Source organism: Paracoccus subflavus, from assembly GCF_004310345.1.
Lineage (GTDB): Bacteria > Pseudomonadota > Alphaproteobacteria > Rhodobacterales > Rhodobacteraceae > Paracoccus > Paracoccus subflavus.
Genome location: NZ_SISK01000004.1, coordinates 1 through 26,548 on the forward strand (window position 1 = coordinate 1; position 26,548 = coordinate 26,548).

Consider the following 26,548-nt stretch of genomic DNA (forward strand, 5'->3'; position numbering starts at 1 on the left):
CGACCGGCGCCGGAAAGCGGCCATGCACGCTGTCATAGCGCAGAAGATGCGCATTGGTCTCGACCGGCCCCAGATCGTTGATGGCGACAACCTCGATATCGGTGCGCCCCGATTCGATGATTGCCCGCAGAACATTCCGCCCAATCCGCCCAAAACCGTTGATCGCAACCTTCACAGACATGGTTCATTCTCCGACCAGATGATGCTGGTCTCGTGTATCGTGCTGTTTCGGCTGATGCAAATGCTGCAGGCCGGCGCCTGTCCGTGTTAGCGCCAGAAGCTGAGATATTCGATCAGCCCGTCGATCAGGCGCGCCGCGTTCAGGGGCAGCGCCCATTGGAACAACAGTTGGTCGGCGACGAACAGGACGCCGATCATCACCAGGATGGCGATCGCGATCGTATTGGTCATGACGGAGTTATCCATCGGACCCCGCCCCCGCGCAAGTGGCCCTCGCACGCAGACCTTGTGCTAGCAGCCTAGTCCTCATCCTGCGGAAGGGCCAGCGTGATGTCGCCCGATTCCTCCAATCGGCGGATGGTCCCAATGACTTCGTTCTTGGCCTCGTCGATGTCGGAAGCGCGCAGCCGGCCCAGGTCGTCACGCTCCTCACGCAGGATATCGGCCAGGCGCTGCGACAGGTTGGCCAGGATGAATTCCGCCGCGGCGGCGTCGTCTTCGCCCGTGGCGGCGAGGGCGCGGATCAGCACGGGCTGGTCGACTTCGCGCATGATCCGCGGGATGTCGCGAGGCAGCACCCGGGCCGGGATATGGGAAAAGATGAAGATCGCCTTGCGCACCCTGTCCGCGAACTCGGCATCATGCCGGCCAAGGTTGTCCAGCACATCATTGCGCAGGTCGGCGGTGGCAAAGTTCAGGATCGCCCCCATCCGGTCCGTCGCGGGGGTGGACATCGCCTGTTTGGGCAGGGCTATGGCCGCCTGGAGAAGGATCAATCCCATGCGGTGCAGTGATTCGGGGGTCACGTCTGCGGTCATCGACATGGCCTGGGCCACGGCCCGCGCCCGTTCGCGGGGCAGGGTCGTGAATATCTCGGACGCGCGTTCGACCGGCAGCTTGGACAGCATCAGCGCGACTATTTCCACCGCCTCGGAACCGGCCAGCGACATGATGGCGTGGGCCGGCAGGACCGCAATGCGTTGCCAGGGATCGCCCCCCCGCCCCTCGATCACGGCGCGACGGAGAAGCCGGTCGGTGCTGTCCGCAGACAGTTGCCCACCCAGAATGGCAAGCGTGCCGTCCAGATCGCCGGGAAAGGTCACGCCCACCGATTCCAGCCGGTCGCAGAATTCGGTGATGATGGCGTCCCGCGTCTGGCGGTCGATCACCCCCATGCCTGCCATTGCCTCGGCCAGAAGGGTCTGGCTTTCGCTGTCCAGCCGCGACAGGCTGGATACCTCGCCGTCGTCCAGAAGAAGGCGCACGATCACCGCCGCCTTTTGCCTTTGGCTCAGTCCCGTATACATCGTCTTGGCCCTATCGGTCGTCCGTCACGGGCGCAATCTGGCAGGAATTGTCTAACGTCGGGTTTATGCGCCCCTATTTTTCCGCATTCTCGAAGACGCGGCGAAAGATCGTGTCCACGTGTCTGGTATGATAGCCAAGGTCGAACTTATCCTCGATCTGGGCCGGCGACAGGGCTGCCGTCACCTCGGGATCGGCCAGCAGTTCCTCCTTGAAGTCGGCGCCCTGTTCCCAGACCTTCATGGCGTTGCGCTGCACCAGCCGATAGGCATCCTCGCGTGAGACGCCGGCCTGCGTCAGCGCCAGAAGAACCCGCTGCGACATTATCAAACCCCGGAACCTGTTCATGTTCTTCAGCATGTTGTCGGGATAGACGACCAGCTTGTCGATGACGCCCGCCAAGCGGTTCAGCGCAAAATCCAGCGTGATCGTCGCATCGGGCGCGATGCCCCGTTCGACCGATGAATGGCTGATGTCGCGTTCATGCCACAGGGCCACGTTTTCCATGGCGGGGATCACGGCCATGCGGACAAGGCGGGCAAGCCCGGTCAGGTTCTCGGCCAGGACCGGGTTGCGCTTGTGGGGCATGGCGGACGAGCCCTTCTGGCCGGGCGAAAAGAACTCCTCGGCCTCCAGCACTTCGGTCCGCTGCATGTGCCGAATCTCGATGGCGATGTTCTCGATGGAACTGGCGATGACGCCCAGGGTCGCGAAGAACATCGCGTGCCGGTCGCGGGGGATGACCTGGGTGCTGATCGGTTCCGGCCGCAGGCCCAGCTTGGCGCAGACATGTTCCTCGACGGCCGGGTCGATATTGGCGAAGGTGCCGACAGCCCCGGAAATCGCGCCGGTCGCGACTTCCCAGCGGGCCTTTTCCAGACGGTTCCGGTTGCGGTCCATTTCCGCGTAGAAGCGGGCGAAGGTAAGGCCCATGGTGGTCGGCTCGGCATGGATGCCATGGCTGCGGCCGATGCGGATCGTGTCCTTGTGTTCATAGGCGCGGCGCTTGAGTGCGGCCAGCACGCGATCGATGTCGGCCAGCAGGATGTCGGCGGCGCGAACAAGCTGCACGTTCAGTGTCGTGTCCAGAACATCGCTGCTGGTCATGCCCTGATGGACAAAGCGCGCGTCCTCGGCCCCCACATGTTCGGCCAGATGGGTCAGAAAGGCGATCACGTCGTGCTTGGTCACGGCCTCGATCTCGTCGATGCGGGCCACGTCGAATTCGACGTCTTTGGCCCGCCAGACGGCCTCGGCATTCTTGCGCGGGATCACGCCAAGGTCGGCCTGGGCGTCGCAGGCATGGGCCTCGATCTCGAACCAGATGCGGAACCTGGTTTCCGGCGACCACAGGGCGGTCATCTCGGGGCGGGCATAGCGGGGGATCATGGCGGGCTCCTTTCCGGTTGGGGCGGGCATAGCGGCACGCTTGGGCGGCGGCAAGATTTCGATTCCGGGCAAAGGTCCGGGCGGGAACATTCAGGGGGTGCGGACGGTTGAGGATCAGACCGATCCGAAACGCCGGAGTGAAGACATGTATCCGACCCATGATAGTGACCTTGGCCTGACCGAGGCCGACCGCACCAGTGAAACCCGCTTTGGCCCCCGCCCCGTGCCGGGCGGCCATCAAAAGCCCAAAGGCATCCAGTCCAGGCGCGCGGTCCCGTCGGGGCGCGTATCGCCTGACGGACGCTCGGCCTATCCGACGCCGGCCCTGAGCACCAAGATCGCCGTCTGGGGCGGCGTCGCGGTGGGCGTGGCGGGCGGAACCGCCGCCGCGATCTTTGCCATCCGCAAGCTGGCCGAGGCGATTTCCGGAGATTCTCCGTCCGGCCGCCACGACCGCAAGTCCATGGCCCCCCGTTTCCGAGAGATGGACGAGAACGAGCGTGACGCGATGCGTCAGCGCGTCCGTGCCCAGGACCGGGAGGATCGCCAGGAATTTGCCCGGCTGCGTGCCCAGGCCTCGCAGAACCGCCAGCCGACCCGGCCATCCCGCCAGAAGGGCAATTTCGTCGAGGATCTGATCCAGACATCGACCAAGCTGTCGGAAAGCCTGGAAGGAGTGGCGAAATCCGTATCGGTCGCCATGGACGGATTCCGCGGCGTCGCCCGGCAGGCGACCGAGGTCGTGTCCGAATTCGCCGATACCGCCGACCAGTTGCGTGCCGCGCTGAGGGGCGAGGCGCCAAGGCGTTCCCAGGCCAGCCCGGACGATCACGACCGCACGCGCCGGATGTAAAGAAGAGGACCAGAGCATGAGCAGCAGCCCGCCCGGAGTCCTCGATGCCCTGTTCGGCGACCTGGATGACCGGACCCGCCATCGTTTCGGTCTGAAAGCTGACGGACCGGCACCCGAGGATCGGCCCCTGCGCCGCAGGGCCGGGCCTGACATCGGCCTGCGCGACCTGACCCGTGACGACTGGATCACCGTAATCAAGGCGGTTTATGAACAGATCGGCCTGGACCGGGTGACGTCGGTCGCGGGGGGCATCACCTTTTTTGGGCTGCTGTCGCTCTTTCCGGCCCTGACCGCGCTGGTATCCATCTATGGTCTGGTCGCCGATCCGGGCACGATTTCAGAGCACCTCGATCTGCTGCAAAGCTTTCTGCCCGCGGGCGCGCTGGACATCATCAGGGGGCAGGTCGAATCCATCACCTCATCGCCCGAAACGGCCCTGTCGCTGGCGGGTATCGCGGGTCTGCTGATTGCCTTCTATTCGGCCAACGGCGGCATGAAGGCGTTGCTGTCGGCCCTGAACGTCGCCTTTTTCCAGACCGAGACGCGCGGCTTCATCCGCCTGAACCTGGTATCGGCGGCCTTCACCCTGGGGGGGCTGGTCATGATCGTGCTGATGCTGGGCATCATCGCGGTCATTCCCATCCTGCTGGAAATGCTGCCCCTGGCGGGAACCACGACGATGTGGGTGTCGCTGATCCGCTGGCCGATCATGTTCGGGATGCTGATCCTGGCCTTGGCGGCCCTGTACCGCTGGGGTCCTGCGGCGCCCGATTCGCGCTGGCGATGGGTATCGCCTGGCGCGGTCGTCGCCGCCATCGGCCTGGTCATCACCTCAATCCTGTTCAGTTGGTATGCCGCGAATTTCGCCGACTACAACGAAACCTATGGATCGCTGGGCGCGGTGATCGCCCTGATGACCTGGCTGTGGTTCGCATCCACCGTGGTTCTGGTCGGGGCGGAGCTGAATTCGGAGCTGGAAGGGCACATGAAAAGGCTGGCGGGCCTGCCCGACAATCGCAAAACCGACAAGAAATAACCCTCAGCGCTCGGTCAGCTTCAGCTCGATCCGCCGATTGGCCGCCATGGCTTCGGCGGACGGGTCCATGACCACCGGGCGGGTATCGGCAAAGCCCGCCGCGGCCAAGCGGTTGGCGGGAAAACCCAATCTGTCGATCATGTACTGAACCACCGCCAGTGCCCGTCCTTGGCTGAGTTCCCAGTTGTTGCGATACCGGCCCGACCCGGACAAGGGTGTGCTGTCCGTATGCCCGTCCACCCGGATGATCCAGTCGATCTCGGGCGGAATGTCGTCCGACACCTCTGACAGCAGGTTTGCCACGCGCTCGATCTGGCCGTATCCCTCGGGCGACAGCGTGGCCGATCCGGGGGGAAACAGCACCTCGGATTGAAACACGAAGCGATCCCCGACGATCTGCACGCCTTCGCGTCCTGACAGGATCTCGGACATCCGCCCGAAGAACTCAGACCGATAGCGTGCCAGGTCGCGCGCCTCCTCCTCGGCGCGCAGCCGGGCCTCTTCTTCCAGGGTCAGGCGACGGTCGCGTTCTTCGGCCACCCGCAGAAGGGCGGCGTTCAGTTGCTGGCCCAGATCGGCCACCCGCAATTCGGCCTGCCGCTGGTCCTCGCCTGCGGTGTCCAGCAGCGCCTGCAACGACCCCAGTTGGGCAGTCAACGAGGCCACCTGTTCATTGAGCAGCGCAACCCGCCGCTGCCCCTCGTCTGACAGGCGCTGTTCGTCAGCCAGGGCCTGTTCCGCCGTGGCCAGAACGGCTGCCTGGCGTTCCACTTCGGACAGGGCCTGGTCGGCCCGAGCCAGGGCCCCGTCGCGGGCGGTTTCGGCGGCGGCCAGCAAAGTCAGAGTTTCCTCGGCCCGCCTGCGGCTTTCCTCGAGCGCGAGGGTCATGGCGGTCAGTTCGGTATCGGCCTGTTCCAGCCGTTCGCGCAAGACCCGCGCGGCTTCGGCATCGGTCAGCCGGGCAGCCTCGGATTCGGTCAGTTGCGCCTGCAGTTCGCCGGTCCGCGCTTCGGCCGCCTGATTGTCCTGCCGCAGATCGGCGACCAGGGCCTCGAGCGCGTCGCGGCGGGCGGCGGCAAGACGGGCCTGCTCGGCCTGCGCGTCGATTTCGCGGCGCGCGGCGGCAACGGCCAGTTCGGCCGCGCTTGCGCGGTTCTGCGCCTCGGCCAGTTCGGCCTGCGCCTGATCCGTCCGGGCCTGGGACTGGGCCTGCTCGGCGGCGCGCGCGGCCATCAGGGCTGCGACCTCGGCCTCGAAATCGGTCAGGCGGCTGCGGGCTTGGGCCAGTTCGCTCTGGGTGGTTTCCAGTTGCGCGGTCAGACGCGTCACCCGGGCCGCACGGTCTCGCGCTTCGGATTCGGCATCCGCCAGGCGCGTTTGCAAAGAGACTTCGCGATCCTCGGACGCGGTCAGGGCCTGGCCCAAGGCCGCGACCTGACGGCCCAGTTGGCCCAGACGTTCCTCTTGCGCGGACAGGGTGCGGTCCTGTTCGGCAATGGTATCATCCTTGTCGGTAAGCTGTTCGCGCAGCACGGACTGCATCACGGTGAAAATGGTCAGAACAAAGACCAGAACCATCAGCAGCGTCGCCAGGGCATCCACGAATCCCGGCCAGATGTTCGTGGAAAAGCGGTTGCCCATGGTGGCGCGGCGCAGGGTCATGGCGTCAGCCCTTGCCGCGCGACATCAGCGGATCGCGCAAAAGATCGTCACGGAACGGGTCATTGAAGCGCGCCGCCCGTACCGCACGGGTCAGAACCAGAATGTCGGATCGCAATTCGGCCACCATCTCGTCCCGGCCTTCGGTCAAGTCGACCGAAAGACGATTGAGCGCGGCCTCGATCCCCGAAAGGTCGGGCGGGGATGCCCCCGGACGTTCGGACTGGGCGCGGATCAGGTCAACCAGCCGCTCCTGCCCTTCCGCCAGCCGTGACAGGGCGTCGGTCAACTGGGCGATGCGGGTCGCCGACTGTTCCCGCCCGGCCTCGGTCGCCAGCGCCAGCGACTCGACCGCCTGCGCCATCACGACCACCCGCTCGTCGGCCATGCCGGCGGACTCGTCGCGCAGCAGGTCGCGTTCCACCTGCATCTGCGCAAGCCGGTCCATCTGTCCGGCCATCTGGTCCAGGAAACCCGCCAGCGCGGCCTGGTCCAGGCCATCACCCTCGGCCCCGGCAAGGCTGACACGGGTAAAGCCTGACATCCATTCCTCGAGCTCGCGGTAAAAGCGGTTCTGGCCGTGGGTCGCGAACAGTTCCAGAAGCCCCACCACCAGCGATCCGGCCAATCCCAAAAGCGAGGAGGAAAAGGCCGTCGCCATGCCGCCAAGCTGGGATTCCAGTCCCGCCATCAGCTTGTCGAACACCGCGATCCCGTTGTCGCCGGGCTGGGGGGCAAGGCCGCGGATGGTTTCCACCACCGCCGGGATGGTTGTCGCCAGTCCGTAAAACGTGCCCAGCAGCCCGAGAAAGATCAGCAGGTTGGTGATATACCGGGTGATCTCGCGCAGTTCGTCGATGCGCGCTGCTACCGAATCGAGGATCGAGGCGGCCGCCGTGGTCGAGATGACGCCCCCTGCGGACCCCCGCGTGCCCAGCAGGGCGGCCAGCGGTGCCAGCAGCCGCGGCGGCTGGTCACCGCTGTCCAGGCTGCCGCGCGGGGCAATGCCCTTTTCGGCGGCATTGCGGCGGCGGGCGGCGAAACGCTCGATCCAACTGACCGACCGGATCAACTGGCCCACTTGCCAGAAACAGGCCAGCACCCCCAGGGCGAAAACGCCAAGGATCAGCCCGTTCAGCCACAGGTTTGCCTGAAAGATCGGCAGGATGCGTCCATAGGCGATCCATCCGCCCGCCAGCACCAGGACCAGCAGCGTCACCATCATCACGATCTGGCGCACCGGCTGGGAAAAGCGCGGGGCGACCGGCCCCATCGTGCGGGTGGCGGATATTCGGCGGTCAGAAGGCCCGATGCGGCGCGGAGAGGCAGACGGATCAGACGGCTGGCTTGTCGTATCGCTCAAAGGACTGCATTCCCGTTGCCTGGGGCCATGATGGGCAAGTGTAGGGCGGCCCCCACCGCTTGCCAAGCGATCCAATGGGGTCAGGTCGGGGGATCGTTGCGCCCCAGCAACCGCCGCACCCGCTCGGTGAGGCGATCAAGATCGGCATCGGCAAGCCCGATCCGGGTCAGATGCGCGGCGGTATTGAACAGATAATCGGCATTGGCCCCGCGACGCCCCTGCGCCCGGGCGATGATGCGCGCTTGCTCGTCCAGGTCCAGCCCGCCCGCATACTGGACATGATCGCGCCGCATCACATAGGTCAGCGCCTCGACCCGGCGTCCGTCGTCCAGCCGCAAGGGCAGAATCGCCTCGCGATAGGCTTCGGTCACCAGCTCGCGGGCGCGCAGATAGGCGATCACCTCGTCATGGTCCGTCTCGGCGACGCGCAGGGCCAGACCGCTGCATTCTGCGCCCGCCTGTTCATCAAGGCCCAGCACCAGCCCCGGCAGGGATACGGTGCCCCGATACCGGGTCGAGCGCATGCAGAAGCTGCGCGCATAGCCCGTGACCCAAGCCCGCCGGGCTTCGACCGGCGTAAAGCCGGGATCCCAGATCAGGGAGCCATATCCAAAGACCCAGTCAATCCGACGCATCGTTCCGGCATCCGTTCATGCCTGACAGACTAGCCGTGGCCGGACCCGGACGGAAGGGCCGGGGCCGGGTTGCCGGATGAAGCCACACGGCCGAAATCGGGCGCGGCGGTATCCTGGCCCGCCTCGATGATGCCACGGCGGATGGCCCGGGTGCGGGTGAAGTAATCGTGCAACTGCTGGCCGTCGCCCATGCGGATAGCGCGTTGCAGGACGAACAGTTCCTCGGTGAAGCGGCCCAGGATGTCGAGCGTCGCCTCCTTGTTGTGCAGGAACACGTCGCGCCACATAGTCGGGTCGCTGGCCGCGATCCGGGTGAAATCTCGAAAGCCCGCAGCGGAATACTGGATCACCTCCTCGTCCGTGACACGGCGCAGGTGATCGGCCACGCCCACCATCGTATAGGCGATCAGGTGGGGGGCATGGCTGGTCACGGCCAGGACCAGGTCGTGATGGGCAGCCTCCATGCTGTCGGTCTTGGCGCCCATGGCCCGGACCAGATCGGACAGGCGTGCGACGGCATCCGGGTCGCTGGCGGGCAGGGGCGTCAGCAGCCACCAGCGGTTGCGGAACAGGCTGGCAAAACCGGACCGCGGGCCGGAATGTTCGGTTCCGGCCAGCGGATGGCCGGGGATGAAATGAACGCCCGCAGGGATATGCGGGCAAACCGCGTCGATGACCGACTGTTTGACCGAACCCACATCGGTGACGGTCGCGCCCGGCTTCAGATGCGGGGCGATCTCGGCCGCCACGGCGCCCATGGCGCCCACGGGCACGGCCAGCACCACCAGATCGGCATCCGCCACAGCCTCGGCGGCGGTGTCGAATATGCGGTCGCACAGGCCGATCTCGCGGGCGATGTCGCGCGTCTCGGCGCTGCGGGCATGGCCGGTGATCTCGCGCGCAAGGCGGCCCTCGCGGATGGCATGAGCCATGGACCCGGCGATCAACCCCAGGCCGATCAACGCCACGCGGTCATAGATGACGGTCATGTCCGCCGCCCCTGCATGAAACGACCAAGGCAGTCGAGGACGCGGGTCACGCCGGTCTCATCGCCCAGGGTGATGCGCAGGGCGGCAGGCAGGCCGTATCCCGCGACGCGGCGGACCAGGATGCCGTCGGCGCGCAGGGCGGCGTCTGCCGCCTCGGCCTCGGCCGGGCCGGCAAAGCGGACCAGCACGAAGTTGGCGAAACTTTCGTCGCAGCCGATGCCCATCTGGATCAGGGACTGTCGCAGGCGATCCCGCATCCGGGCGTTCAGGTCCGCGCAATGGTCGCGAAAGGCGGTATCGCGGATCGCGGCCTCGGCCGCGGCCATCTGCGCATTCGACAGGTTGAACGGCTGGCGGATGCGGTTCAGCACGTCGATGATGTCGCGCGCCGCATAGCCCCAGCCGATCCGCAGCCCGCCAAGACCATGGATCTTCGAGAATGTGCGGGTCATGATGACGTTGGGATGCCGATCCACCAATCCTGCGCCGCCGTCCGCGCCCGCCGCGAATTCGGTATAGGCGCCGTCATGGACCAGCAGCACATGGGCGGGCAGGCCGTCAACCAGCCCCTGCACCTCGTCCTGGGTCAGCATCGTGCCGGTCGGATTGGCCGGGTTGGCGATGAAAACGATCCGTGTCCGGTCCGTCACGGCAGCCAGGATCGCGCCCACGTCGATGCGGCGTTCGGTTTCGGGGACGGTGACCGGAACGGCGCCGACCATGCGGGCCAGGATCGGATACATGGAAAAGCCATGCTGGGTGGTGATGACCTCGTCGCCCAGGCCGGCAAAGGCGTGGGTCACGAATTGCAGCACCTCGTCCGATCCGACGCCGCAGATGATCCGATCGGGGTCGAGGCCGTGGATCTCTCCGATCGCATGGCGCAGGGCGGCGTGGTCGGTGGAGGGATAGCGGTGCAGATCGGCCGCAGCCGCCACAAATGCCGCGCGGGCCTTGTCGCTGCATCCCAGGGGATTTTCGTTGGACGACAGCTTCAGCACATCGCTGCGCCCCGGCAGCCTGCTTTCGCCGCTGACGTAAAGCGCGATATCCATGATGCCGGGTTTGGGGATGATCTGCGTCATGTTCCTGATCCTTGTCGCGCCCCGTCTAGTGCATCCCGGCATGGCGCGGAAGTGCTGCGGCACAAGTCCCGGCTAAGAAAAAGCCGCACCCCGAAGGATGCGGCTTTCGGAAGGCCATGACAGGAAAGGTCAGTTCTTGGCGTAGTATTCGACGACCAGGTTCGGTTCCATCACCACGGCATAGGGAACATCGCCCAGGGCCGGCTGGCGCACAAAGGTCGCGGTCATCTTGTTGTGGTCGACTTCCAGGTAATCCGGCACGTCGCGTTCGGCCAGGCCCACGGCCTCCAGCACGATGGCCAGTTGGCGCGAGCGTTCGCGAATGGCAATCACGTCGCCTTCCTTGACCCGGTAGGAGGCGATGTTGACGCGCTGGCCGTTCACCTCGACATGGCCGTGGTTCACGAACTGGCGGGCTGCAAAGATCGTCGGCACGAATTTCGCGCGATAGACGACGGCATCCAGGCGGCGCTCCAGCAGGCCGACCAGGTTCTCGCCCGTGTCGCCCTTGACGCGCTCGGCCTCGGCATAGATGCGGCGGAACTGCTTTTCGGTCAGATCGCCGTAATAACCTTTCAGCTTCTGCTTGGCCCGCAACTGGGTGCCAAAGTCCGACAGCTTGTTCTTGCGCCGCTGGCCGTGCTGGCCGGGGCCGTATTCGCGGCGGTTGACCGGGGATTTGGCGCGGCCCCAAATGTTTTCGCCCATGCGGCGGTCGATCTTGTACTTGGCAGACGTGCGCTTGCTCACGGCTGATCTCCTTTTGCGTGTTTCAAAAGGGCGTTGTCCTTTGGTCCGATGACCCGACAGGCATCCCCTTGCGGAGGCCGCCAACACCAATGAAGTGCGCGCTTATAGACGCGTGCGCGCCGCTGTCAAGCCAGGGCGCCGCCCGGTTCAAAGAAATGTGCAAGCGGCAGGGCGGCGGCGCCCAGGATGCGCGCGCTCCGGCCCAGGCTGCCGGGAACGATATCGGGCCGGTCGATGCCCGCGGCGGGCAGGTTCATCATGGCAGTGCGGGTGGCGTCCGCCAGCCTGCCCCGCACGGCGGGGGGGATCGCACCGTCAATGACCACCGAGGGAACATCCAGAAGCGCCACTGCCGACACTGCCGCCAAGGCCATGGCGTCGGCCGCTTCGCCGATCCAGGCCCGCTCGACCTCTATGGGGACGTCCCATCCCGAATCGTCGGGCGGCAGCGACCGGCCCAGCCGCGATTCCAGAACCGAGACCGAGGCGCAGTCCAGAAGTTGCCGCCCCCCAGGGATGGGCATCGACCCAATCGCCCCTGCATTCCGGCGTGGTCCGATCCGCAGCCGCCCGTCCAGAACCACGCCGCCGCCGGCGAAATGCGCGATGTAGATATGCACGAAATCGCGTGGCAGCGTTGATCGGCCGAAAATCAGTTCGGCGGCGCAGGCGGTGCTGGCGTCGTTTTCCAGAAATACCGGAAAGGGCATGGCGCCGGCCAGTCCGGATGCCAGATCCATGTCGTGCCATGCCGTCATCTCGGCCCCCCAGTCCCAGAGGCGAAAGGGAATGGCGATACCCAGCCCGGCGATTCGGTCGGACTGGGGTGTGGTTTCCAGGATGGTCGCAATCCCCTGCCGGGCAAAGGTCAGCACCCGATCCGGGGTGGGATGGCTGTATATCTCCTGCCGGTGGAGTTTTATCTGTCCGGTAAAGTCCACCAAGGCCAGTTCGACCAACCTGCGCCCGATCTTCAGGCCCAGGAACATGGCCCCGTTCGGCGCCAGGGCCAAGGGCGTCGAAGGCTGTCCCACCTTGCCGCGCACAACCTGTTCTTCGGCTATAAATCCCTTGTTTATCAGATTTCTGCTGAGGTTGGTGATGGCCTGCGGAGAGACGCCCGTCGCTTGTGCCAAGGCGGCACGGGGCAGGGGGCCGCGCCGCCGGATCAAGGACAGGATCTGGCGTTCGTTCTGGCTGAGGTCCAGCCAGCCTTTCGCTTGATACAGCATCGAAACGGCCCTCCCGCTCTCATTAGTCAGTTTAATTGAATTATTGACAAGAGGGAATCGTTCATGTTTTGTGAAGGGGCAAGGCGGAGGAGGTTGCCGCCATTCGGAGGAAGTATCATCATGATCAATGCGTTTGCGCGGCTGTCTCTGGCCGCTTCTGCTGTTGCGCTGTCGGCGGGGTTCGCCGCCGCGCAGGAACCCGTCAAGGCCTGCATCATCACCAAGACCGACATCAACCCGTTCTTCGTGAAGATGAAGGAAGGCGCCACCGCCAAGGCCCAAGAGCTGGGCATCGAGCTGATGAGCTATGCCGGCAAGATCGACGGCGACCATGAAACCCAGCAGCAAGCCATGGAAAGCTGCATCGCGGCGGGCGTCAAGGGCATCCTGATCACCCCGTCCGATACAAAGGCCATCGTGCAGTCCGTGCAGCAGGCGCGCGATGCGGGCATTCTGGTGATCGCGTTGGACACCCCGCTGGACCCCATCGACGCGGCCGACGCGACCTTTGCCACCGACAACCGCGAGGCCGGTCGCCTGATCGGTGCCTGGGCCGCCGGCAGGATGGGGGACGAGGCCGCGAATGCGCGGATCGCCATGCTGGACCTGTCCCCCAGCGCGCCGTCGGTCGATGTGCTGCGCAACCAGGGTTTTCTTGAAGGCTTCGGCATCGACGTCAAGGACGTGAACACCATCGGCGACGAGGACGATGCACGCATCGTCGGCCACGAGGCCACCTCGGGCAACGAGGAGGGCGGGCGTCAGGCCATGGAGGCCCTGATGCAGAAAGACCCCGGCATCAACCTGGTCTATACCATCAACGAGCCTGCGGCCGCTGGCGCCTATGAGGCGCTGAAATCGTTCGGCATGGAAGAAAATGTCACCATCGTGTCGATCGACGGCGGCTGTCCGGGCGTGGAAAACGTCAAGGCGGGCGTGATCGGCGCGACTGCGCAGCAATATCCGCTGAAGATGGCCTCGATGGGGATCGAGGCGATTGCCGCCTTTGCCAAGGACGGCACCCGGCCCCAGTCCAGCGAGGGGCTGGATTTCACCAATACCGGGGTGAACCTTGTCACGGATCAGCCGGTCGAGGGCGTTGATTCGATCAGCGTGGAGGACGGTCTGTCCCAGTGCTGGGGCTGATCCTATCCTGCGGGCGGCGGTTCCGGCGCGCCGCCCCTTTTCTTCGGAGAGCATGATGTCCGACACTCCCGACCCCGTGGTCGAGCGCAACCCCGCAGAAGCGGTTGCCAGTTTTGATCGCCACACTCGCAGACCCCTGGAGCGGGTGCAGCATTTCCTGCACCGCTATCCGACGATGGTTCCGGTGATCGTGCTGGTGCTGTCGGTGATCGCCTTCGGGCTGATCGCGCCCAATTTCTTTTCGGCCTTCAACCTGTCGCTGATCCTGCAACAGGTGGCCGTGGTCGGCACCCTTGCCGCCGCGCAGTCGCTGGTGGTCCTGACGGCGGGCATCGACCTGTCGGTGGGCGCGGTCATGGTGATGGTGTCCGTCATCATGGGCAAGCTGTCGATCGATTTCGGCATTCCGGTGCCTATCGCCATCCTGATCGGACTGGGGGTGGGGGCGGCGACCGGGGCGCTGAACGGCGCGTTGGTGACGCGGCTGAAGCTGCCGCCCTTCATCACTACGCTGGGGACGTGGAATATCTTCCTTGCATTGAATTACTATCTGTCGAACCGCGAGACGATCCGCAGCCAGACATTGGACGCCGAGGCCCCGCTGCTCAAGTTCTTCGGGGAACGGTTTTCCCTTGGTGGCGCCGTTCTGACCTATGGCGTCGTGCTGATGGTGATCGTCTTTGCGGTGCTGTGGTATGCGCTGTACCAGACCGCGTGGGGGCGGCGTGTCTATGCGGTTGGGGACGATCCCGAATCCGCAGCCCTGGCCGGCATCCAGACGAACCGCGTGCTGATGTCGGTCTATGTCGTGGCCGGGGTGATCTGCGGCCTTGCGGCCTGGTCGTCCATCGGGCGCGTGGGATCGGTCAGCCCGACCTCCTTCTTCGAGGCCAACCTGGAATCCATCACCGCGGTGGTGATCGGCGGCATCTCGCTGTTTGGCGGGCGCGGGTCGATCCTGGGACCGCTGATCGGGGCGCTGATCGTCGGCGTCTTCAATTCCGGACTGCGCCTGGCGGGCGTGGACGTGCTGTGGCAGCTTTTCGCGACCGGCTGGCTGATCATCGTCGCCGTCGCCATCGACCAATGGATCAGGAAAATCTCGTCATGAGCCAGCCGCTTCTTTCAGCCCGCAATCTGGTCAAGCGCTATGGCCGCGTGACTGCCATGGATCATGCCGATTTCGACCTGTATCCTGGCGAGATCCTGGCCGTGATCGGCGACAACGGTGCCGGCAAGTCCAGCCTGATCAAGGCGATCTCGGGCGCCGTTCAGCCCGATGAGGGAGAAATCCGCCTTGATGGCCAGCCGGTCAGCTTTGCCAGCCCGCTTGAGGCCCGGCAGATGGGGATCGAGACGGTCTATCAGACGCTGGCCCTGTCGCCAGCGTTGTCGATCTCGGACAACATGTTCATGGGCAGAGAGATCCGGCGCCCCGGGGTTCTGGGCAAGTGGTTCGGGATGCTGGACAAGCCCGCCATGGATGCCTTTGCCCGAAAGAAGCTTTCGGAACTGGGGCTGATGACCATTCAGAACATCGGCCAGCCCGTCGAAACCCTGTCCGGCGGCCAGCGCCAGGGCGTCGCCGTCGCCCGCGCCGCCGCCTTTGGCAGCAGGGTCATCATCCTGGACGAACCGACCGCCGCCCTGGGCGTCAAGGAAAGCCGCCGGGTGCTGGATCTGATCCTGGACGTCCGGTCGCGCGGCATTCCCATCGTTCTGATCAGCCATAACATGCCCCATGTGTTCGAGGTGGCCGACCGCATCCACATCCATCGCCTGGGTCGGCGGCTGTGCGTGATCGATCCCAGGGAACACACCATGTCGGATGCTGTGGCCTACATGACCGGCGCGCGCCTGCCCGAAGGAATCGCTGCATGAAAGGGGTGGCAGGGGGGCTTTGCCCCCCGTCCTGCGGACTCCCCCCAGGGTATTGGGACAACAGAGAAGGACAGAAGGTGCTGGACCGCATTCGCGCGCTGGAGGGTGCGCGGGTTCTGGTTGCGGTAGCGGGGGCCCCGGGATCGGGAAAGTCGACATTGGCCGAAGCCCTGGTCCAGCGGCTGGACGATGCCGTTCTGGTGCCGATGGACGGGTTCCACCTGGACGACCGGGTGCTGGAGGCACGCGGCTTGCGCGCACGCAAGGGTGCGGTCGAAACCTTTGATGCCCAAGGGTTTGCGGCCCTGGTTGAACGGCTGGCCGTGCCCCGGTCCGAGGTGATCTTTCCGATCTTCGACCGCAGCCGGGAAATCGCCGTGGCCGGGGCTGGGGTGGTGGCACCCGATCATCGGGTCGTCTTGATCGAGGGCAACTATCTGCTTTTGGACTCCTCTCCGTGGAAGCAGGCGCGATACGACCTGCGGATCTGGCTTGATGTGCCCGAGGCGGAACTGGAACGCCGGCTCGCCGCGCGCTGGCAGGGATATGGCAAAAACGCGCAGCAGATTGCAGCGCATCTGGAAAATGACCTTGCCAACGCGCGCCTTGTCACCCGGCGGTCGAGTGGGGCAGACCTGTCAATCGTGTATCCAGCCCATCAGCCGCCAGGCCAGGGCTGAGCAGATCAGGGTGGCGGCGATGGCTGGAACGGCGGTGCCGTCGTAAAGCAGCCCGACCGGGGCCGCGATCAGCGTGGCGGCAAGGGTCGACAGGGCCGCGATGATGGATGCCGCCATGCCCGCGATATGTCCCATGCCCTGCAAGGCCAGCGCATTGAGATTGCCGAACGTCACGCCCGCCATGAAGAAGACGCTGACCGCCCAGAAGAAGAAGGCCGGGAACCGCAGGCCGTCGGGCAGGGCATCCGACAGGATCAGGACCAGCATTGCCGCCGATACAAAGGTCTGCATGACATAGGCCCATTTCGCAATCCGCCGCATCCCGAAGCGCATCACGAAGGTTGCGTTCAGCAAGGTGCCCGTTCCCGACAAAAGCGCCATCGCCGCGAACCAGGCCGGGAAACTGTCGCCCTTGCCATAGGTTTCCGCGAAAAGCTGCTGGGCCGAGGATAGAAGCGCGAACATCTGCCCGAAACCCAGTGTCAGGATCAGGGTGCACAGCATGACCTGACGGTCCGACAGAACCTCGCGCGCGGCGGCGGTCAGCGGGCCGAGGCGCAGGGGGCGGCGGTTCGCAGGCGCCAGGGTTTCGGATTGGCGCAGACCCATCCACAGCGCGCCCACCAGGCCGAACACGACAAAGGCCAGGAAAACGCCCTGCCATTCTGAAAACCGGATGATGACCGCGCCGATGAAGGGAGCAAGCGCCGGGACCGTGATGAAGACCATCATCACGAAGCTGGAAATCCGCGCCATGTCGCGGCCTGCATACAGGTCGCGGATCAGCGCCATGCCGATGATCCGCGGTCCCGAGGCGCCGAGCCCCTGAATGAACCGTGCGACCAGCAGGAATTCGATGGATTGCGAAAACACGGCTGCAATGCTGCCGGCCACATAGATCGCCGTTCCCAGATAGATGGCCGGTTTGCGCCCGATGGCGTCCGAAATGGGGCCGGCGAACAGCGTCCCGATGCCCATGCCCGCCATGAACACGGTCAGGATCAGTTGCGCACGGTTCACGTTGTCCGGCGTCAATTCCGCCGCGATGTCGGGCAGGGCAGGCAGCATCGCGTCGATGGAAAAAGCGATGGTGGCGAACAGAAACGCCAACATCGCCACGAATTCGGGCAAGGCCAGACGGCGAGGAAGCGCGTCGGGTTCAGGGGTGGTTACGGACATGGGGGGCCTCTGGATCAGAGGAGCCTCGTATCAGTAATTTGCACGATGTGCAAGTCACGCATCCGGGTGATTGAGCAGTTCGTCGATGACCTGCTGCCACAGGCTGGCCGGCTGTGCGCCGGCGACGACATGCCGGTCAGCCACGATGAAGGTCGGCACCGAGGTGATGCCGCGCTTCCGGGCATGGATCTCGCGGGCTTGAACCTCGGCCCGGTCGGCATTGCTGTTAAGCAGGCGGCCCGTCAGAGCGGCATCCATGCCTGCGGCCCTTGCGATCCCCACCAGTTCGGTCCGGTCGCCGATGTCGCGAGCTTCCTGCCAGTGGGCGCGCAGCAGACCGGACATGACGCGCGTCTGCGCCCCTTCCAGCCCGGCCCAATGCATCAGCCGGTGCGCATCGGTCGTGTCGGGTTCGCGGGGTGACGGCTTCAGGACCAGCCCCAGCATTGCGGCCCGCTGGGCTACGGCACGCGATGCCTGCTCGGCCCTGTCGCCCAGTTTCATGTGCAGGAACTCGATCCGGTCCATGCCTTCGGGCGGCATGTCCGCGTTCAAACGAAACGGATGCCAAGCGATGCGAAAGGGATGCGCGGGCCTGCTTTCCAAGGCGCGGTCCAGTTCGACCTTGCCGATCAGGCACCAGGGGCAGACCGGATCGGCAAAAATATCCAGAGAAATCATGAAGACCCTTTCCGATTGGGGCAGGCATGGCCGGCAATGAAAAACGGCCCGCGAGCGGGCCGTTGGGGGCAACGGGAAAGTTGGATCAGAGCAGTTTCAGATCGCTGGCCGAGGCCCGGCCGTCACGGCCCGATTGCAGTTCGTATGCGATCTTCTGGTTGTCCTTGAGGCCCGTCAGCCCGGCACGCTCTACGGCCGAGATATGGACAAAGATGTCCTTGCCGCCGTCGTCGGGGGCGATGAAACCATAGCCCTTGGTGGCGTTGAACCATTTCACCGTTCCGGTCGCCATAACCGTTCTCTCCTTCAAGTCCATCCCGACGCAGGATTGCGCCAGGCCGTGCAGCCCGCTTTCGAACTTCCGGCTGCCCAGAACGGGAGGCGGTAGAAAGGCTTCGCTCACGCAGATGCGAGGATGGACGAATCGTTAAAAAAGGCAAGACGGAAACGCGCGCAGACAGCAATCTGCACGCGACAAGCCTGCCAGACAGACTGGACCCTTAGCGCAGGTCGGGCGGCGTGGCTTCGTCTTTCAGCATGGCGATGGCTTCGACAAGGGGCAGCGGGCGCGATCCCTGCTGATCCAGACGGCGAAGCGATACGGTGCGATCCTCTACTTCTTTCATGCCGATGGCAAGGATTGCCGGCACCTTGGCGACCGAATGTTCGCGCACCTTGTAGTTGATCTTTTCGTTGCGAATGTCGGCCTCGGCCCGGATGCCAGCCGCGCGCAGGGTGTCGACCACGTCGGCGACATAGGCGTCGGCATCGGAGACGATCGAGGCCACCACCACCTGCCGGGGCGCCAGCCAGAAGGGCAGCTTGCCCGCGTTGTTTTCGATCAGGATGCCGATAAAGCGTTCGAACGATCCCAACACCGCGCGGTGCAGCATGATCGGGCGGTGCTTGCCCCCGTCCGCGCCGACATATTCGGCATCCAGCCGTTCGGGCAGGTTGGGATCGACCTGAAGGGTGCCGCATTGCCAGTCGCGACCGATGGCGTCGCGCAGCACGAACTCCAGCTTCGGTCCATAAAAGGCGCCTTCGCCGGGGAACAGTTCGTAATCGTGACCGGCGGCCTTGCAGGCATTGCCCAGGGCGGCCTCGGCCCGATCCCAGCTTTCGTCCGATCCGATGCGTTTTTCGGGGCGGGTGGACAGCTTGATGCGCCAGTCGGTAAAGCCCAGGTCGGCATAGATCGCGGCCAGAAACTCGATGAATTTCCTGGTTTCGGGTTCGATCTGATCCTCTGTGCAGAAGATGTGGGCATCGTCCTGGGTGAAGCCGCGGACCCGCATGATGCCGTGCAGCGCGCCCGAGGGTTCATAGCGGTTGCAGGATCCGAATTCGGCCATGCGCAGCGGCAGATCGCGATAGGATTTCAGGCCGTGATTGAAGATCTGCACATGGCAGGGGCAGTTCATCGGCTTGAGGGCGTTGACGGTCTTTTGCCGGGCATGATCCTCGTCCACCTCGACGATGAACATGTTGTCCTGATAGTTTTCCCAGTGGCCCGACGCTTCCCACAGCTTGCGGCTCACGACTTGGGGCGTGTTCACCTCGACATAGCCGTCGGCGCGCTGTCTGCGGCGCATGTAGTCCTGCAAGGTCGTGTAGATGTTCCAGCCGTTCGGGTGCCAGAAGATCTGGCCCGGCGCCTCCTCCTGCATGTGGAACAGGTCCATCTCGCGGCCCAGCTTGCGGTGGTCGCGCTTGGCGGCCTCCTCCAGCATGGTCAGGTGGGCCTTCAGGTCGTCGCGATTGCGAAAGGCCACGCCATAGATGCGTTGCAGCATCGGGCGCGTGGCATCGCCCAGCCAGTAGGCTCCGGCGATATGGGTCAGCTTGAAGGCGTCGGCGGGCAACTGGCCCGTGTTCTGCAAATGCGGGCCGCGGCACAGATCCTGCCAGTCGCCGTGCCAGTACATCCGCAAGTCCTCGCCCTCGGGGATGCGGTCGATCAGTTCCAGCTTGAACGGCTCGTTCGCCGCCTTGTAATGGGCAATGGCGCGGTCGCGGTCCCAGACCTCGGTGCGGACCGAGTCGCGGGCGGCGATGATCTCCTTCATCTTCGCCTCGATCCGGCCCAAGTCCTCGGGGGTAAAGGGTTCGGTGCGGTCAAAGTCGTAGAACCAGCCCTGATCGCGCACCGGACCGATGGTGACCTTCACCTCTGGCCAGATTTCCTGCACGGCGCGTGCCATGACATGGGCGAAATCGTGACGGATCAGGTCCAGCGCGGGGACGGCGTCCTTGATCGTATGGATGCTGATCGTCCCGGACGCCGTGATGGGCCAGGCGAGGTCGATATGGCGTCCGTCCAGACTGGCCGAGATGGCGCGCTTGGCCAGGCTGGGCGCAATGCTTTCGGCGACCTCGGCGGCGGTGACACCGATGGGATAGTCGCGCGCAGTTCCATCGGGAAAGGTCAGGGAAATCTGGGACATGGTCCGTATTCCTCGTCGGTCTGGCGCCCACGGAACGCCCGGTTGCGGGTTGTCCGCTCTCCATTGGACGCGCGGCGGAAAACTGTCAAGATAAGCCGTCCAAAGCGAAAGGCCGGCCATGACCGAATATCTGGACACTCCCGCCGGGCGGCGCATCGCCTATCGGTTCCGCGACGGGCAGGGACCGGGCATTGTCTTTCTGGGCGGGTTCCGGTCGGACATGACCGGCACCAAGGCGGAATGGCTGGACGACCGGGCGCGCAAGCAGGGCAGGGCCTTTCTGCGCTTTGACTATTCGGGGCATGGCGCCAGCGCCGGCCGGTTCGAGGACGGCTGCATCGGCGACTGGCTGGCCGATGCGCACGCCGTGATCCAGGCTGTGACACAAGGGCCTCAGGTGCTGGTGGGATCGTCCATGGGAGGATGGATCGCCATCTTGCTGGCCCGCGCCATGCCGGACCGGATCGCCGGCCTTGTGACCGTTGCCGCCGCGCCCGATTTCACCGAACAAGGGTTCTGGGCCGGCTTTGACGACAAACAGCGCCAGGCGCTGATGGCGACAGGCCGGGTGGCGTTGCCCAGCGACTATGGCGACGAGCCCTATGTGATTTCCCGCCGCCTGATCGAGGACGGGCGCGATCACCTGGTCATGGACCGGCCGCTGACATTGCTCTGTCCGGTGCGGATGTTCCAGGGCACCGCCGACCGGGATGTGCCGGTTGACTGGGCCCTGCGGCTGCTGGATCACGCGACTGGTCCCGACATTCGCCTGACGCTGGTCAAGGATGCCGATCATCGGTTTTCGACGCCCGAATGCCTGCAACTGATCGGGCAGGGCGTGGACGATGTCGTGGCCTAGGCTGCTGCCCGGAGTCGTGGTGGGGGTCGTGCTGGCCCTTTTCTGGGTCTGGGGACCGCGCGACCGGTTGCGCGGCGATTCCGCGGTGGACCTGCGCGTCGACCCGCAGGCGTGGCTTGCCGCGCGAGAGGCGGGCATCCGCCCCGCGGTCGCGTCCTATCTGCAATGGGCAGGGCCGCCGGGGCAAAAGACCGATATTGCGATCCTGTATGTCCATGGCTTTTCCGCCAGCCCTGCGGAACTGCGCCCCTTGCCCGAGGAACTGGCGCGCCGGCTGGGGGCCAATCTGCTGGCCGTCCGATTGACCGGCCACGGGCGGAACGGCGATGCCCTGGCGGCAGCGCGAGCCGATGACTGGTGGCGCGATCTGATCGAGGGCCTGACCCTTGCCCGAGGCATGGGTCAGAGGGTCGTCGTGCTGGGCATGTCCACTGGGGCCACGCTGACTGCGCTGGCCGCGCGCGACCCGCATCTGGGGGCGATGATGGACGGGGTTATCCTGGTGTCGCCGAACTTTGCCTTGAAAGCGCGGGGCGCCTGGATGCTGGACCTGCCGGGGCTTCGGACAATCCTGCGGCTGGCGGGCGATCCCCCACGGTGTTTTGCGGTTCGCAACGACAGGCATCGTGACGGCTGGACAAGCTGTTATCCGATGTCCGCGACCCTGCCCGTCGGCGCCTTGCTGCGACAGGCCCGTCGGGGCGATTACAGTCAGGCAAGGATGCCGGCCCTGTTCGTCTGGTCGGATGCCGACCGCATCGTCGATCACCGGATCAGCGCCCGGATTGCATCGGAATGGGGCAACGCCCCGACCATCCTGCGCATCATTCCGGGCGCTGGAGACGATCCCGACGCCCATGTTCTTGCGGGCGATGCCTTGTCGCCAAGCATGACCCCGATGCTGACCAAGGCCATCGCCGACTGGATCGCCAACCTGCCCTGACGGTCGCGTCCGGTTCAGACGGCGGTCTTGCTGCTGTCCTCGACCTGGTCGGTGGCGCCGCAGTCTGCCGCTTCTCCACCCCGGATGCGGCGTTTCTTGGGTTTGATCGAATCAGGCACCGCCATGTTGTCGTCGATGAAGTCCAGAACCAGCGGCCGGATGTTCAGGCGCCAGGACTTGCCTGCAAAGATGCCATAATGGCCGGCGCCGGGTTCCAGATGCTGCTTCTTTCGATCCGGGGAAACCCCCGTGCACAGATCCAGGGCGGCAACGCATTGTCCGGGGGCCGAAATGTCGTCGTTCGCGCCCTCGACCGTCATGATGGCGACGTTGCTGATCTTGCCGATGTCCACGGCTCGACCGTTCACGACGAATTCGTTATGGGCGATCTCGCATTTCTTGAACACCCGCTCGACCGTCGAAAGATAGAATTCGGCCGTCATGTCCATGACCGCCAGGTATTCGTCATAAAACCGGTTGTGCCTGTCGCCCTCGGATGCGGTGCCCCGCGCCTCGCCCCAGATCTTGTCCAGAAACGCCTTGGTATGGGTTTCCGCGTTCATCGCAATGAACGAGGCCAGTTGCGCAAGGCCCGGATAGACCATGCGCCCCGCGCCGCGATACTTGAACCCGACCGACTGAATGGCAAGGTGTTCCAGTGCGCCCATCGTCATGCGGTTGCCGAAATCCGTCACCTCGGTCGCGGCGGCATCGGGATCGACCGGGCCGCCAATCAGGGTCAGGGTGCGCGGTTGGGACGCGGGATCGTCTTCGGCCAGAATGGCACAGGCCGCCAGGGCAAGGGGGGCGGGCTGACATACGGCGATGACATTGGTGTCCGCGCCCAGGCGGCGGATGAAGTCCACCAGATACTGGGTATAATCCTCGATATCGAACTTGCCTTCGCTGACGGGAATGTCGCGGGCATTGTGCCAGTCGGTGACATAAACCTCGCAATCGGGCAAAAGCGATGTCACGGTAGAGCGCATCAGCGTTGCATAATGGCCCGACATGGGGGCGACCAGCAGAACCTTGCGCGGCATCGGCTCGCGTCGGGCGACGCGGAAATGGATCAGATCGCCGAAGGGGCGCTTCACGACCGGCTCGACATAGACAATGTGATCCTGCCCCTGTTCACCGGGAATGGGCGGAATTTCCCAGTCGGGCTTGATGACCATGCGGGCAAAGCTGCGTTCCGTCACGCGGCCCCACGCGCTCATCAGCTTGAGGATGGGGTGGGGGTTCAGCGCGAAAACCGGGTAGGAGGCGATAGCGCGGGCCGAGGCCCCCATCCATTCGTTCGTATTGCGAATGGTTTCCATCGCGTCATAGGACACGATGCCCTTGATACCCTTGATCGTCATCGTGTCGCCCTTTCGCTGGTGCAGCATGACGGAAAGCGAGGTTGCCGAATTTTGGTTCCCAAACCGGGTTTGCGCATTTTCCGCCCTGCGCATATCATCGACTCCGTATAAGGGGGGAACCGGGATCATGGCAAGAAGTGCAGAATCCGGCAGTCGGAAAGTTAAAAACAAGTCGTCGCGAATTGAATCGGTTGAAGATTCAGAAAATTTGCCAAAGCAGAAAGAAAAGGGTGTCGCCCGAAAACCCCGGGCGCCCCGTGCCGAGGCGAGGGAATCGCCGTCGGCCGAACCATCTCCCCTTTCTGCCGCCCCTGCCGTGAATCCGCCGCAGGTGCAGCTTGAACAGGTTGCCTCGACTCGGGCTCAGCCCCTTGGGGACAAGGCGCCGTCGGCGGAGCAAAGGGCCGGTTCGCTTGCACAGGGGGCCTCGGCCTCGACCGCGCGAAAGCTGGCCGAGAACATCGAGCGCATCGAGGCCCTGGGGCAGCGGCTGATGGCGGCCCTGTCGTCGCGGCCCCTGCCCAATCCGTCCATCGAGGTGCCGGGGCCGGAACTGATGATGACCGCCGCCAGCGCCTGGATGAAGACCCTGTCCGAGCAGCCGGGCCGTGTTCTGGAAAACCAGGTCCGATACTGGGGGGAAACGATCCGGAATTATGCCGATACGCAGATGGCGCTGGCCCGCGGCCAGACGGCGACGCCCGAAGACGAACCCAAGGGCGATCCGCGCTTTGCCAACCCGCTGTGGCACAGCCACCCGTTCTTCAGCTTCGTCAAGCGGCAGTATCTCATCAATGCCAAGGCCATGCGGGACGTGTCCCGCAATCTGCAGGTTTCAGACGATGTTGCCGGCCGCCGCATTGCCTGGATCACCGACCAGATCGTGGACATGATGGCCCCGACGAATTTTCTGGCTACCAATCCCGACGCCTTGGAACGCGCGGTGGCCACCGATGGCGAAAGCCTTGTCAAGGGTCTGGAAAACCTCGTCCGCGATGTCGAGCTGAACGGCGGCGACGTGATCGTGTCGCTGGCCGACCGGGATGCCTTCACCGTAGGAGAGAACGTCGGCGCCTCTGAAGGCACGGTGGTCCACCGGACGCCCATGTATGAGCTGATCCAGTACAAACCCGCGACCGATCAGGTTCACGAACTGCCGCTGCTGATCTTTCCGCCCTGGATCAACAAGTTCTATGTCCTGGATCTCAAGCCGCAGAACAGCCTTATCAAGTGGTTGACCGAACAGGGGCACACCCTGTTCATAGTAAGCTGGAAGAACCCGGATGCCAGCTATGCCGATACCGGGCTGGAGGACTATGTGTCCGCCTATCTCGAGGCGATGGACAAGGTTCGTGCCCTGACAGGGCAGCCGCGCCTGAATGTCGTGGGCTACTGCATCGGCGGCACCACCCTGTCGCTGACGCTGGCGCTGCTGAAACAGCGCGGCGACGACCGGGTCAATTCGGCGACCCTGTTCACGACCTTGGCGGATTTTTCCGATCAGGGGGAATTCGTCAACTTCCTCCAGGACGATCTGGTGAACGGCATCGCGGACGAAATCCAGCGGCACGGCATCATGCGCGCCAAGCTGATGTCCCGGACGATGAACTTTCTGCGGCCCCGCGATCTGGTCTGGGGGCCGGCAATCCGCAGCTACATGATGGGCGAGGCGCCTCCGGCCTTCGATCTGCTGTTCTGGAATGGCGACAGCACCAATCTTCCGGGCCGGATGGCCATCCAGTACCTGCGCGGCCTGTGCCAGAAGAACCTGTTCGCGGGCGAAGGCTTTGACCTGATGGGGCAGAAGCTGCGCTTGTCCGATGTGACGGTGCCCGTGTGTGCGATCGCCTGCGAAAAGGACCACATTGCGCCCTGGAAGGACTGCTGGAACAGCGTCGCTGCCATGGGATCGAATGACCGGACATTCATCCTGTCGGAATCGGGGCATATCGCGGGCATCGTCAATCCGCCCGGCAAAAAGAAATACGGCTTTTATGTGGGCAGCCGGGATTTCGGAAAAGGATACGAGGCCTGGAAGGACGCTGCGACCTTCACGGCCGAAAGCTGGTGGCCCACCTGGGGGGAATGGCTGGCGGATCGCGCCGGAGCGATGGTGCCCGCGCGTGATCCCGGCAAAGGTCTGGGGCCGGCTCCGGGAACCTATGTCCACGAAAAAGCGGCCTGATCGCGATCCGCTGAACCGAGAAGAATTTTTCGCGTAGCAGGAGAAATTTTGCTGCACCGCAGCATATTCCTCTTGCAATGCCGCAGTGCAGCATGCATATTGCGGTCATGAGAATGGCTTGGCCGCGGAACCCTCTCTCACGATCCACTATCTTGCTGCGGTGACAGGAGTGAAGAACATGGCAAAGACCCCCGATTTCGCAAAAACCTTTCAGGACATGATGTCCAACTTCCCGGTCGACATGTCGTCCTATCAGGATGCGTTCAAGTCGCAGGGCCTGCTGGGCGAAAAGCTGGCAAAGGTCGCTCTGGCGGCTGCCGAACGCTCGACCGAAATCTCGGCCCAGTGGGCCAAGGACACGATTTCCCGCATGGGTGAACTGGCTGCCGTCAAGCAGGAGCCGTCGGACTATGCCAAGTCGCTGAGCGATTTTGCATCCGCTTCGGCCGAAGTGGCGGCAGAACACATGGCCGCCTATGCCGAAGTGGCCAAGAAGGTTCAGATGGACACGGTCGATCTGATGCTGACCGCTGGCAAGGATGTGGCTGCCGAAGCCCGCACGGTTGCCGAAACGGTTGCCCGCGACAACCAGTTCGCGGTGAAAAAGGCTGCCGGTGCCGCCGCTGCCGCGACCTCGGCCGCAAAGTAATTCCGAACCGGACGGTTTGGGAAAAAGGGGCGTCAGCGCCCCTTTTTTCATGTCTGAC

At 64.5% G+C, this 26,548-nt stretch carries 26 protein-coding genes; 10 read left to right on the plus strand and 16 right to left on the minus strand.

Annotation, left to right across the window (positions count from 1 at the left end; genetic code table 11):
• The 4 genes from EYE42_RS06530 to purB all read right to left on the minus strand — a co-directional run.
• Positions 1-181, minus strand: a 181-nt coding sequence (locus EYE42_RS06530) for a glyceraldehyde 3-phosphate dehydrogenase NAD-binding domain-containing protein (protein ID WP_246020611.1), incomplete at its 3' end; no start/stop codon positions are given.
• Positions 182-267: 86 nt separating this feature from the next.
• On the minus strand, positions 268-411 hold the full coding sequence (locus EYE42_RS15965) for a hypothetical protein (protein WP_165455728.1): 144 nt from the start codon (positions 409-411) through the stop codon (positions 268-270).
• A 68-nt stretch (positions 412-479) separates the two neighbouring features.
• Entirely contained in the window at positions 480-1,487 is a 1,008-nt protein-coding gene (locus EYE42_RS06535) for a flagellar motor switch protein FliG (RefSeq protein ID WP_130990525.1), read from the minus strand.
• A 73-nt stretch (positions 1,488-1,560) separates the two neighbouring features.
• The gene (purB, locus tag EYE42_RS06540) at positions 1,561-2,874 is read right to left on the minus strand and encodes an adenylosuccinate lyase (RefSeq protein WP_130990526.1); all 1,314 of its coding nucleotides are present in this window, start codon (positions 2,872-2,874) and stop codon (positions 1,561-1,563) included.
• 145 nt (positions 2,875-3,019) lie between these two features.
• Here purB and EYE42_RS06545 point away from each other — a divergent pair, with 145 nt between their 5' ends.
• Together EYE42_RS06545 and EYE42_RS06550 are read left to right on the plus strand one after the other, a co-directional pair.
• Entirely contained in the window at positions 3,020-3,727 is a 708-nt protein-coding gene (locus tag EYE42_RS06545) for a hypothetical protein (RefSeq protein ID WP_130990527.1), read from the plus strand.
• A gap of 16 nt (positions 3,728-3,743) precedes the next feature.
• Entirely contained in the window at positions 3,744-4,763 is a 1,020-nt protein-coding gene (locus EYE42_RS06550; RefSeq protein WP_130990528.1) for a YihY/virulence factor BrkB family protein, read from the plus strand.
• Positions 4,764-4,766: 3 nt separating this feature from the next.
• Here EYE42_RS06550 and EYE42_RS06555 read toward each other — a convergent pair whose 3' ends face one another.
• From EYE42_RS06555 to EYE42_RS06585, 7 genes are all read right to left on the minus strand, one after another.
• Complete coding sequence (locus EYE42_RS06555; RefSeq protein WP_130990529.1) at positions 4,767-6,425, minus strand: peptidoglycan -binding protein; 1,659 nt, start codon at positions 6,423-6,425, stop codon at positions 4,767-4,769.
• Positions 6,426-6,429: 4 nt separating this feature from the next.
• Positions 6,430-7,695 carry a biopolymer transporter ExbB gene (locus tag EYE42_RS06560; RefSeq protein ID WP_130990769.1) on the minus strand — a complete coding sequence of 422 codons (1,266 nt, stop codon included), beginning with the start codon at positions 7,693-7,695 and terminating at the stop codon, positions 6,430-6,432.
• A gap of 170 nt (positions 7,696-7,865) precedes the next feature.
• Complete coding sequence (locus tag EYE42_RS06565) at positions 7,866-8,420, minus strand: gamma-glutamylcyclotransferase (protein ID WP_130990530.1); 555 nt, start codon at positions 8,418-8,420, stop codon at positions 7,866-7,868.
• Between the two features lie 29 nt (positions 8,421-8,449).
• The gene (locus tag EYE42_RS06570; protein WP_130990531.1) at positions 8,450-9,409 is read right to left on the minus strand and encodes a prephenate/arogenate dehydrogenase family protein; all 960 of its coding nucleotides are present in this window, start codon (positions 9,407-9,409) and stop codon (positions 8,450-8,452) included.
• Positions 9,406-10,494 (minus strand): histidinol-phosphate transaminase, encoded by a 1,089-nt coding sequence (gene hisC / locus EYE42_RS06575; protein ID WP_130990532.1) that lies wholly within the window; start codon positions 10,492-10,494, stop codon positions 9,406-9,408. The genes EYE42_RS06570 and hisC overlap by 4 nt, the downstream gene beginning before the upstream one ends.
• 129 nt (positions 10,495-10,623) lie before the next feature.
• Positions 10,624-11,244 carry a 30S ribosomal protein S4 gene (rpsD, locus tag EYE42_RS06580; RefSeq protein WP_130990533.1) on the minus strand — a complete coding sequence of 207 codons (621 nt, stop codon included), beginning with the start codon at positions 11,242-11,244 and terminating at the stop codon, positions 10,624-10,626.
• 125 nt (positions 11,245-11,369) lie between these two features.
• Positions 11,370-12,476, minus strand: coding sequence for an ROK family transcriptional regulator (locus EYE42_RS06585; protein ID WP_130990534.1), 1,107 nt, complete (start codon positions 12,474-12,476; stop codon positions 11,370-11,372).
• Positions 12,477-12,596: 120 nt separating this feature from the next.
• On the opposite strand from EYE42_RS06585, the gene EYE42_RS06590 reads away from it, so the two are divergent.
• The 4 genes from EYE42_RS06590 to EYE42_RS06605 all read left to right on the plus strand — a co-directional run bounded on the left by EYE42_RS06590 (position 12,597) and on the right by EYE42_RS06605 (position 16,183).
• Complete coding sequence (locus EYE42_RS06590; RefSeq protein ID WP_130990535.1) at positions 12,597-13,622, plus strand: sugar ABC transporter substrate-binding protein; 1,026 nt, start codon at positions 12,597-12,599, stop codon at positions 13,620-13,622.
• Between the two features lie 55 nt (positions 13,623-13,677).
• Positions 13,678-14,733, plus strand: coding sequence for an ABC transporter permease (locus tag EYE42_RS06595; RefSeq protein WP_211657905.1), 1,056 nt, complete (start codon positions 13,678-13,680; stop codon positions 14,731-14,733).
• Positions 14,730-15,503 (plus strand): ATP-binding cassette domain-containing protein, encoded by a 774-nt coding sequence (locus EYE42_RS06600; protein WP_211657906.1) that lies wholly within the window; start codon positions 14,730-14,732, stop codon positions 15,501-15,503. Before EYE42_RS06595 ends, EYE42_RS06600 begins: the two co-directional genes overlap by 4 nt.
• A 77-nt stretch (positions 15,504-15,580) precedes the next feature.
• The gene (locus tag EYE42_RS06605; protein ID WP_246020612.1) at positions 15,581-16,183 is read left to right on the plus strand and encodes an AAA family ATPase; all 603 of its coding nucleotides are present in this window, start codon (positions 15,581-15,583) and stop codon (positions 16,181-16,183) included.
• Here the strand turns inward: EYE42_RS06605 and EYE42_RS06610 are convergent.
• From EYE42_RS06610 to thrS, 4 genes are all read right to left on the minus strand, one after another.
• Complete coding sequence (locus EYE42_RS06610; RefSeq protein WP_246020613.1) at positions 16,142-17,362, minus strand: multidrug effflux MFS transporter; 1,221 nt, start codon at positions 17,360-17,362, stop codon at positions 16,142-16,144. The two genes, EYE42_RS06605 and EYE42_RS06610, sit on opposite strands and share 42 nt — an antisense overlap.
• Before the next feature lie 54 nt (positions 17,363-17,416).
• Entirely contained in the window at positions 17,417-18,043 is a 627-nt protein-coding gene (locus tag EYE42_RS06615) for a DsbA family oxidoreductase (protein WP_130990539.1), read from the minus strand.
• Between the two features lie 85 nt (positions 18,044-18,128).
• A complete protein-coding gene (locus EYE42_RS06620) occupies positions 18,129-18,335 on the minus strand; it encodes a cold-shock protein (RefSeq protein WP_089388183.1) in 207 nt (68 codons plus the stop codon).
• 208 nt (positions 18,336-18,543) lie between these two features.
• Positions 18,544-20,490 carry a threonine--tRNA ligase gene (gene thrS / locus EYE42_RS06625; protein ID WP_130990540.1) on the minus strand — a complete coding sequence of 649 codons (1,947 nt, stop codon included), beginning with the start codon at positions 20,488-20,490 and terminating at the stop codon, positions 18,544-18,546.
• Between the two features lie 118 nt (positions 20,491-20,608).
• On the opposite strand from thrS, the gene EYE42_RS06630 reads away from it, so the two are divergent.
• The gene (locus EYE42_RS06630) at positions 20,609-21,349 is read left to right on the plus strand and encodes an alpha/beta hydrolase (protein WP_130990541.1); all 741 of its coding nucleotides are present in this window, start codon (positions 20,609-20,611) and stop codon (positions 21,347-21,349) included.
• Positions 21,336-22,292, plus strand: coding sequence for an alpha/beta hydrolase (locus EYE42_RS06635; RefSeq protein WP_130990542.1), 957 nt, complete (start codon positions 21,336-21,338; stop codon positions 22,290-22,292). Before EYE42_RS06630 ends, EYE42_RS06635 begins: the two co-directional genes overlap by 14 nt.
• Before the next feature lie 14 nt (positions 22,293-22,306).
• Here EYE42_RS06635 and phaZ read toward each other — a convergent pair whose 3' ends face one another.
• The gene (phaZ, locus tag EYE42_RS06640; protein WP_130990771.1) at positions 22,307-23,641 is read right to left on the minus strand and encodes a polyhydroxyalkanoate depolymerase; all 1,335 of its coding nucleotides are present in this window, start codon (positions 23,639-23,641) and stop codon (positions 22,307-22,309) included.
• Between the two features lie 508 nt (positions 23,642-24,149).
• On the opposite strand from phaZ, the gene EYE42_RS06645 reads away from it, so the two are divergent.
• Entirely contained in the window at positions 24,150-25,841 is a 1,692-nt protein-coding gene (locus EYE42_RS06645; RefSeq protein WP_246020648.1) for a PHA/PHB synthase family protein, read from the plus strand.
• Between the two features lie 178 nt (positions 25,842-26,019).
• On the plus strand, positions 26,020-26,490 hold the full coding sequence (locus tag EYE42_RS06650; RefSeq protein ID WP_130990544.1) for a Phasin: 471 nt from the start codon (positions 26,020-26,022) through the stop codon (positions 26,488-26,490).
• The last annotated feature ends 58 nt before the right edge of the window (positions 26,491-26,548 follow it).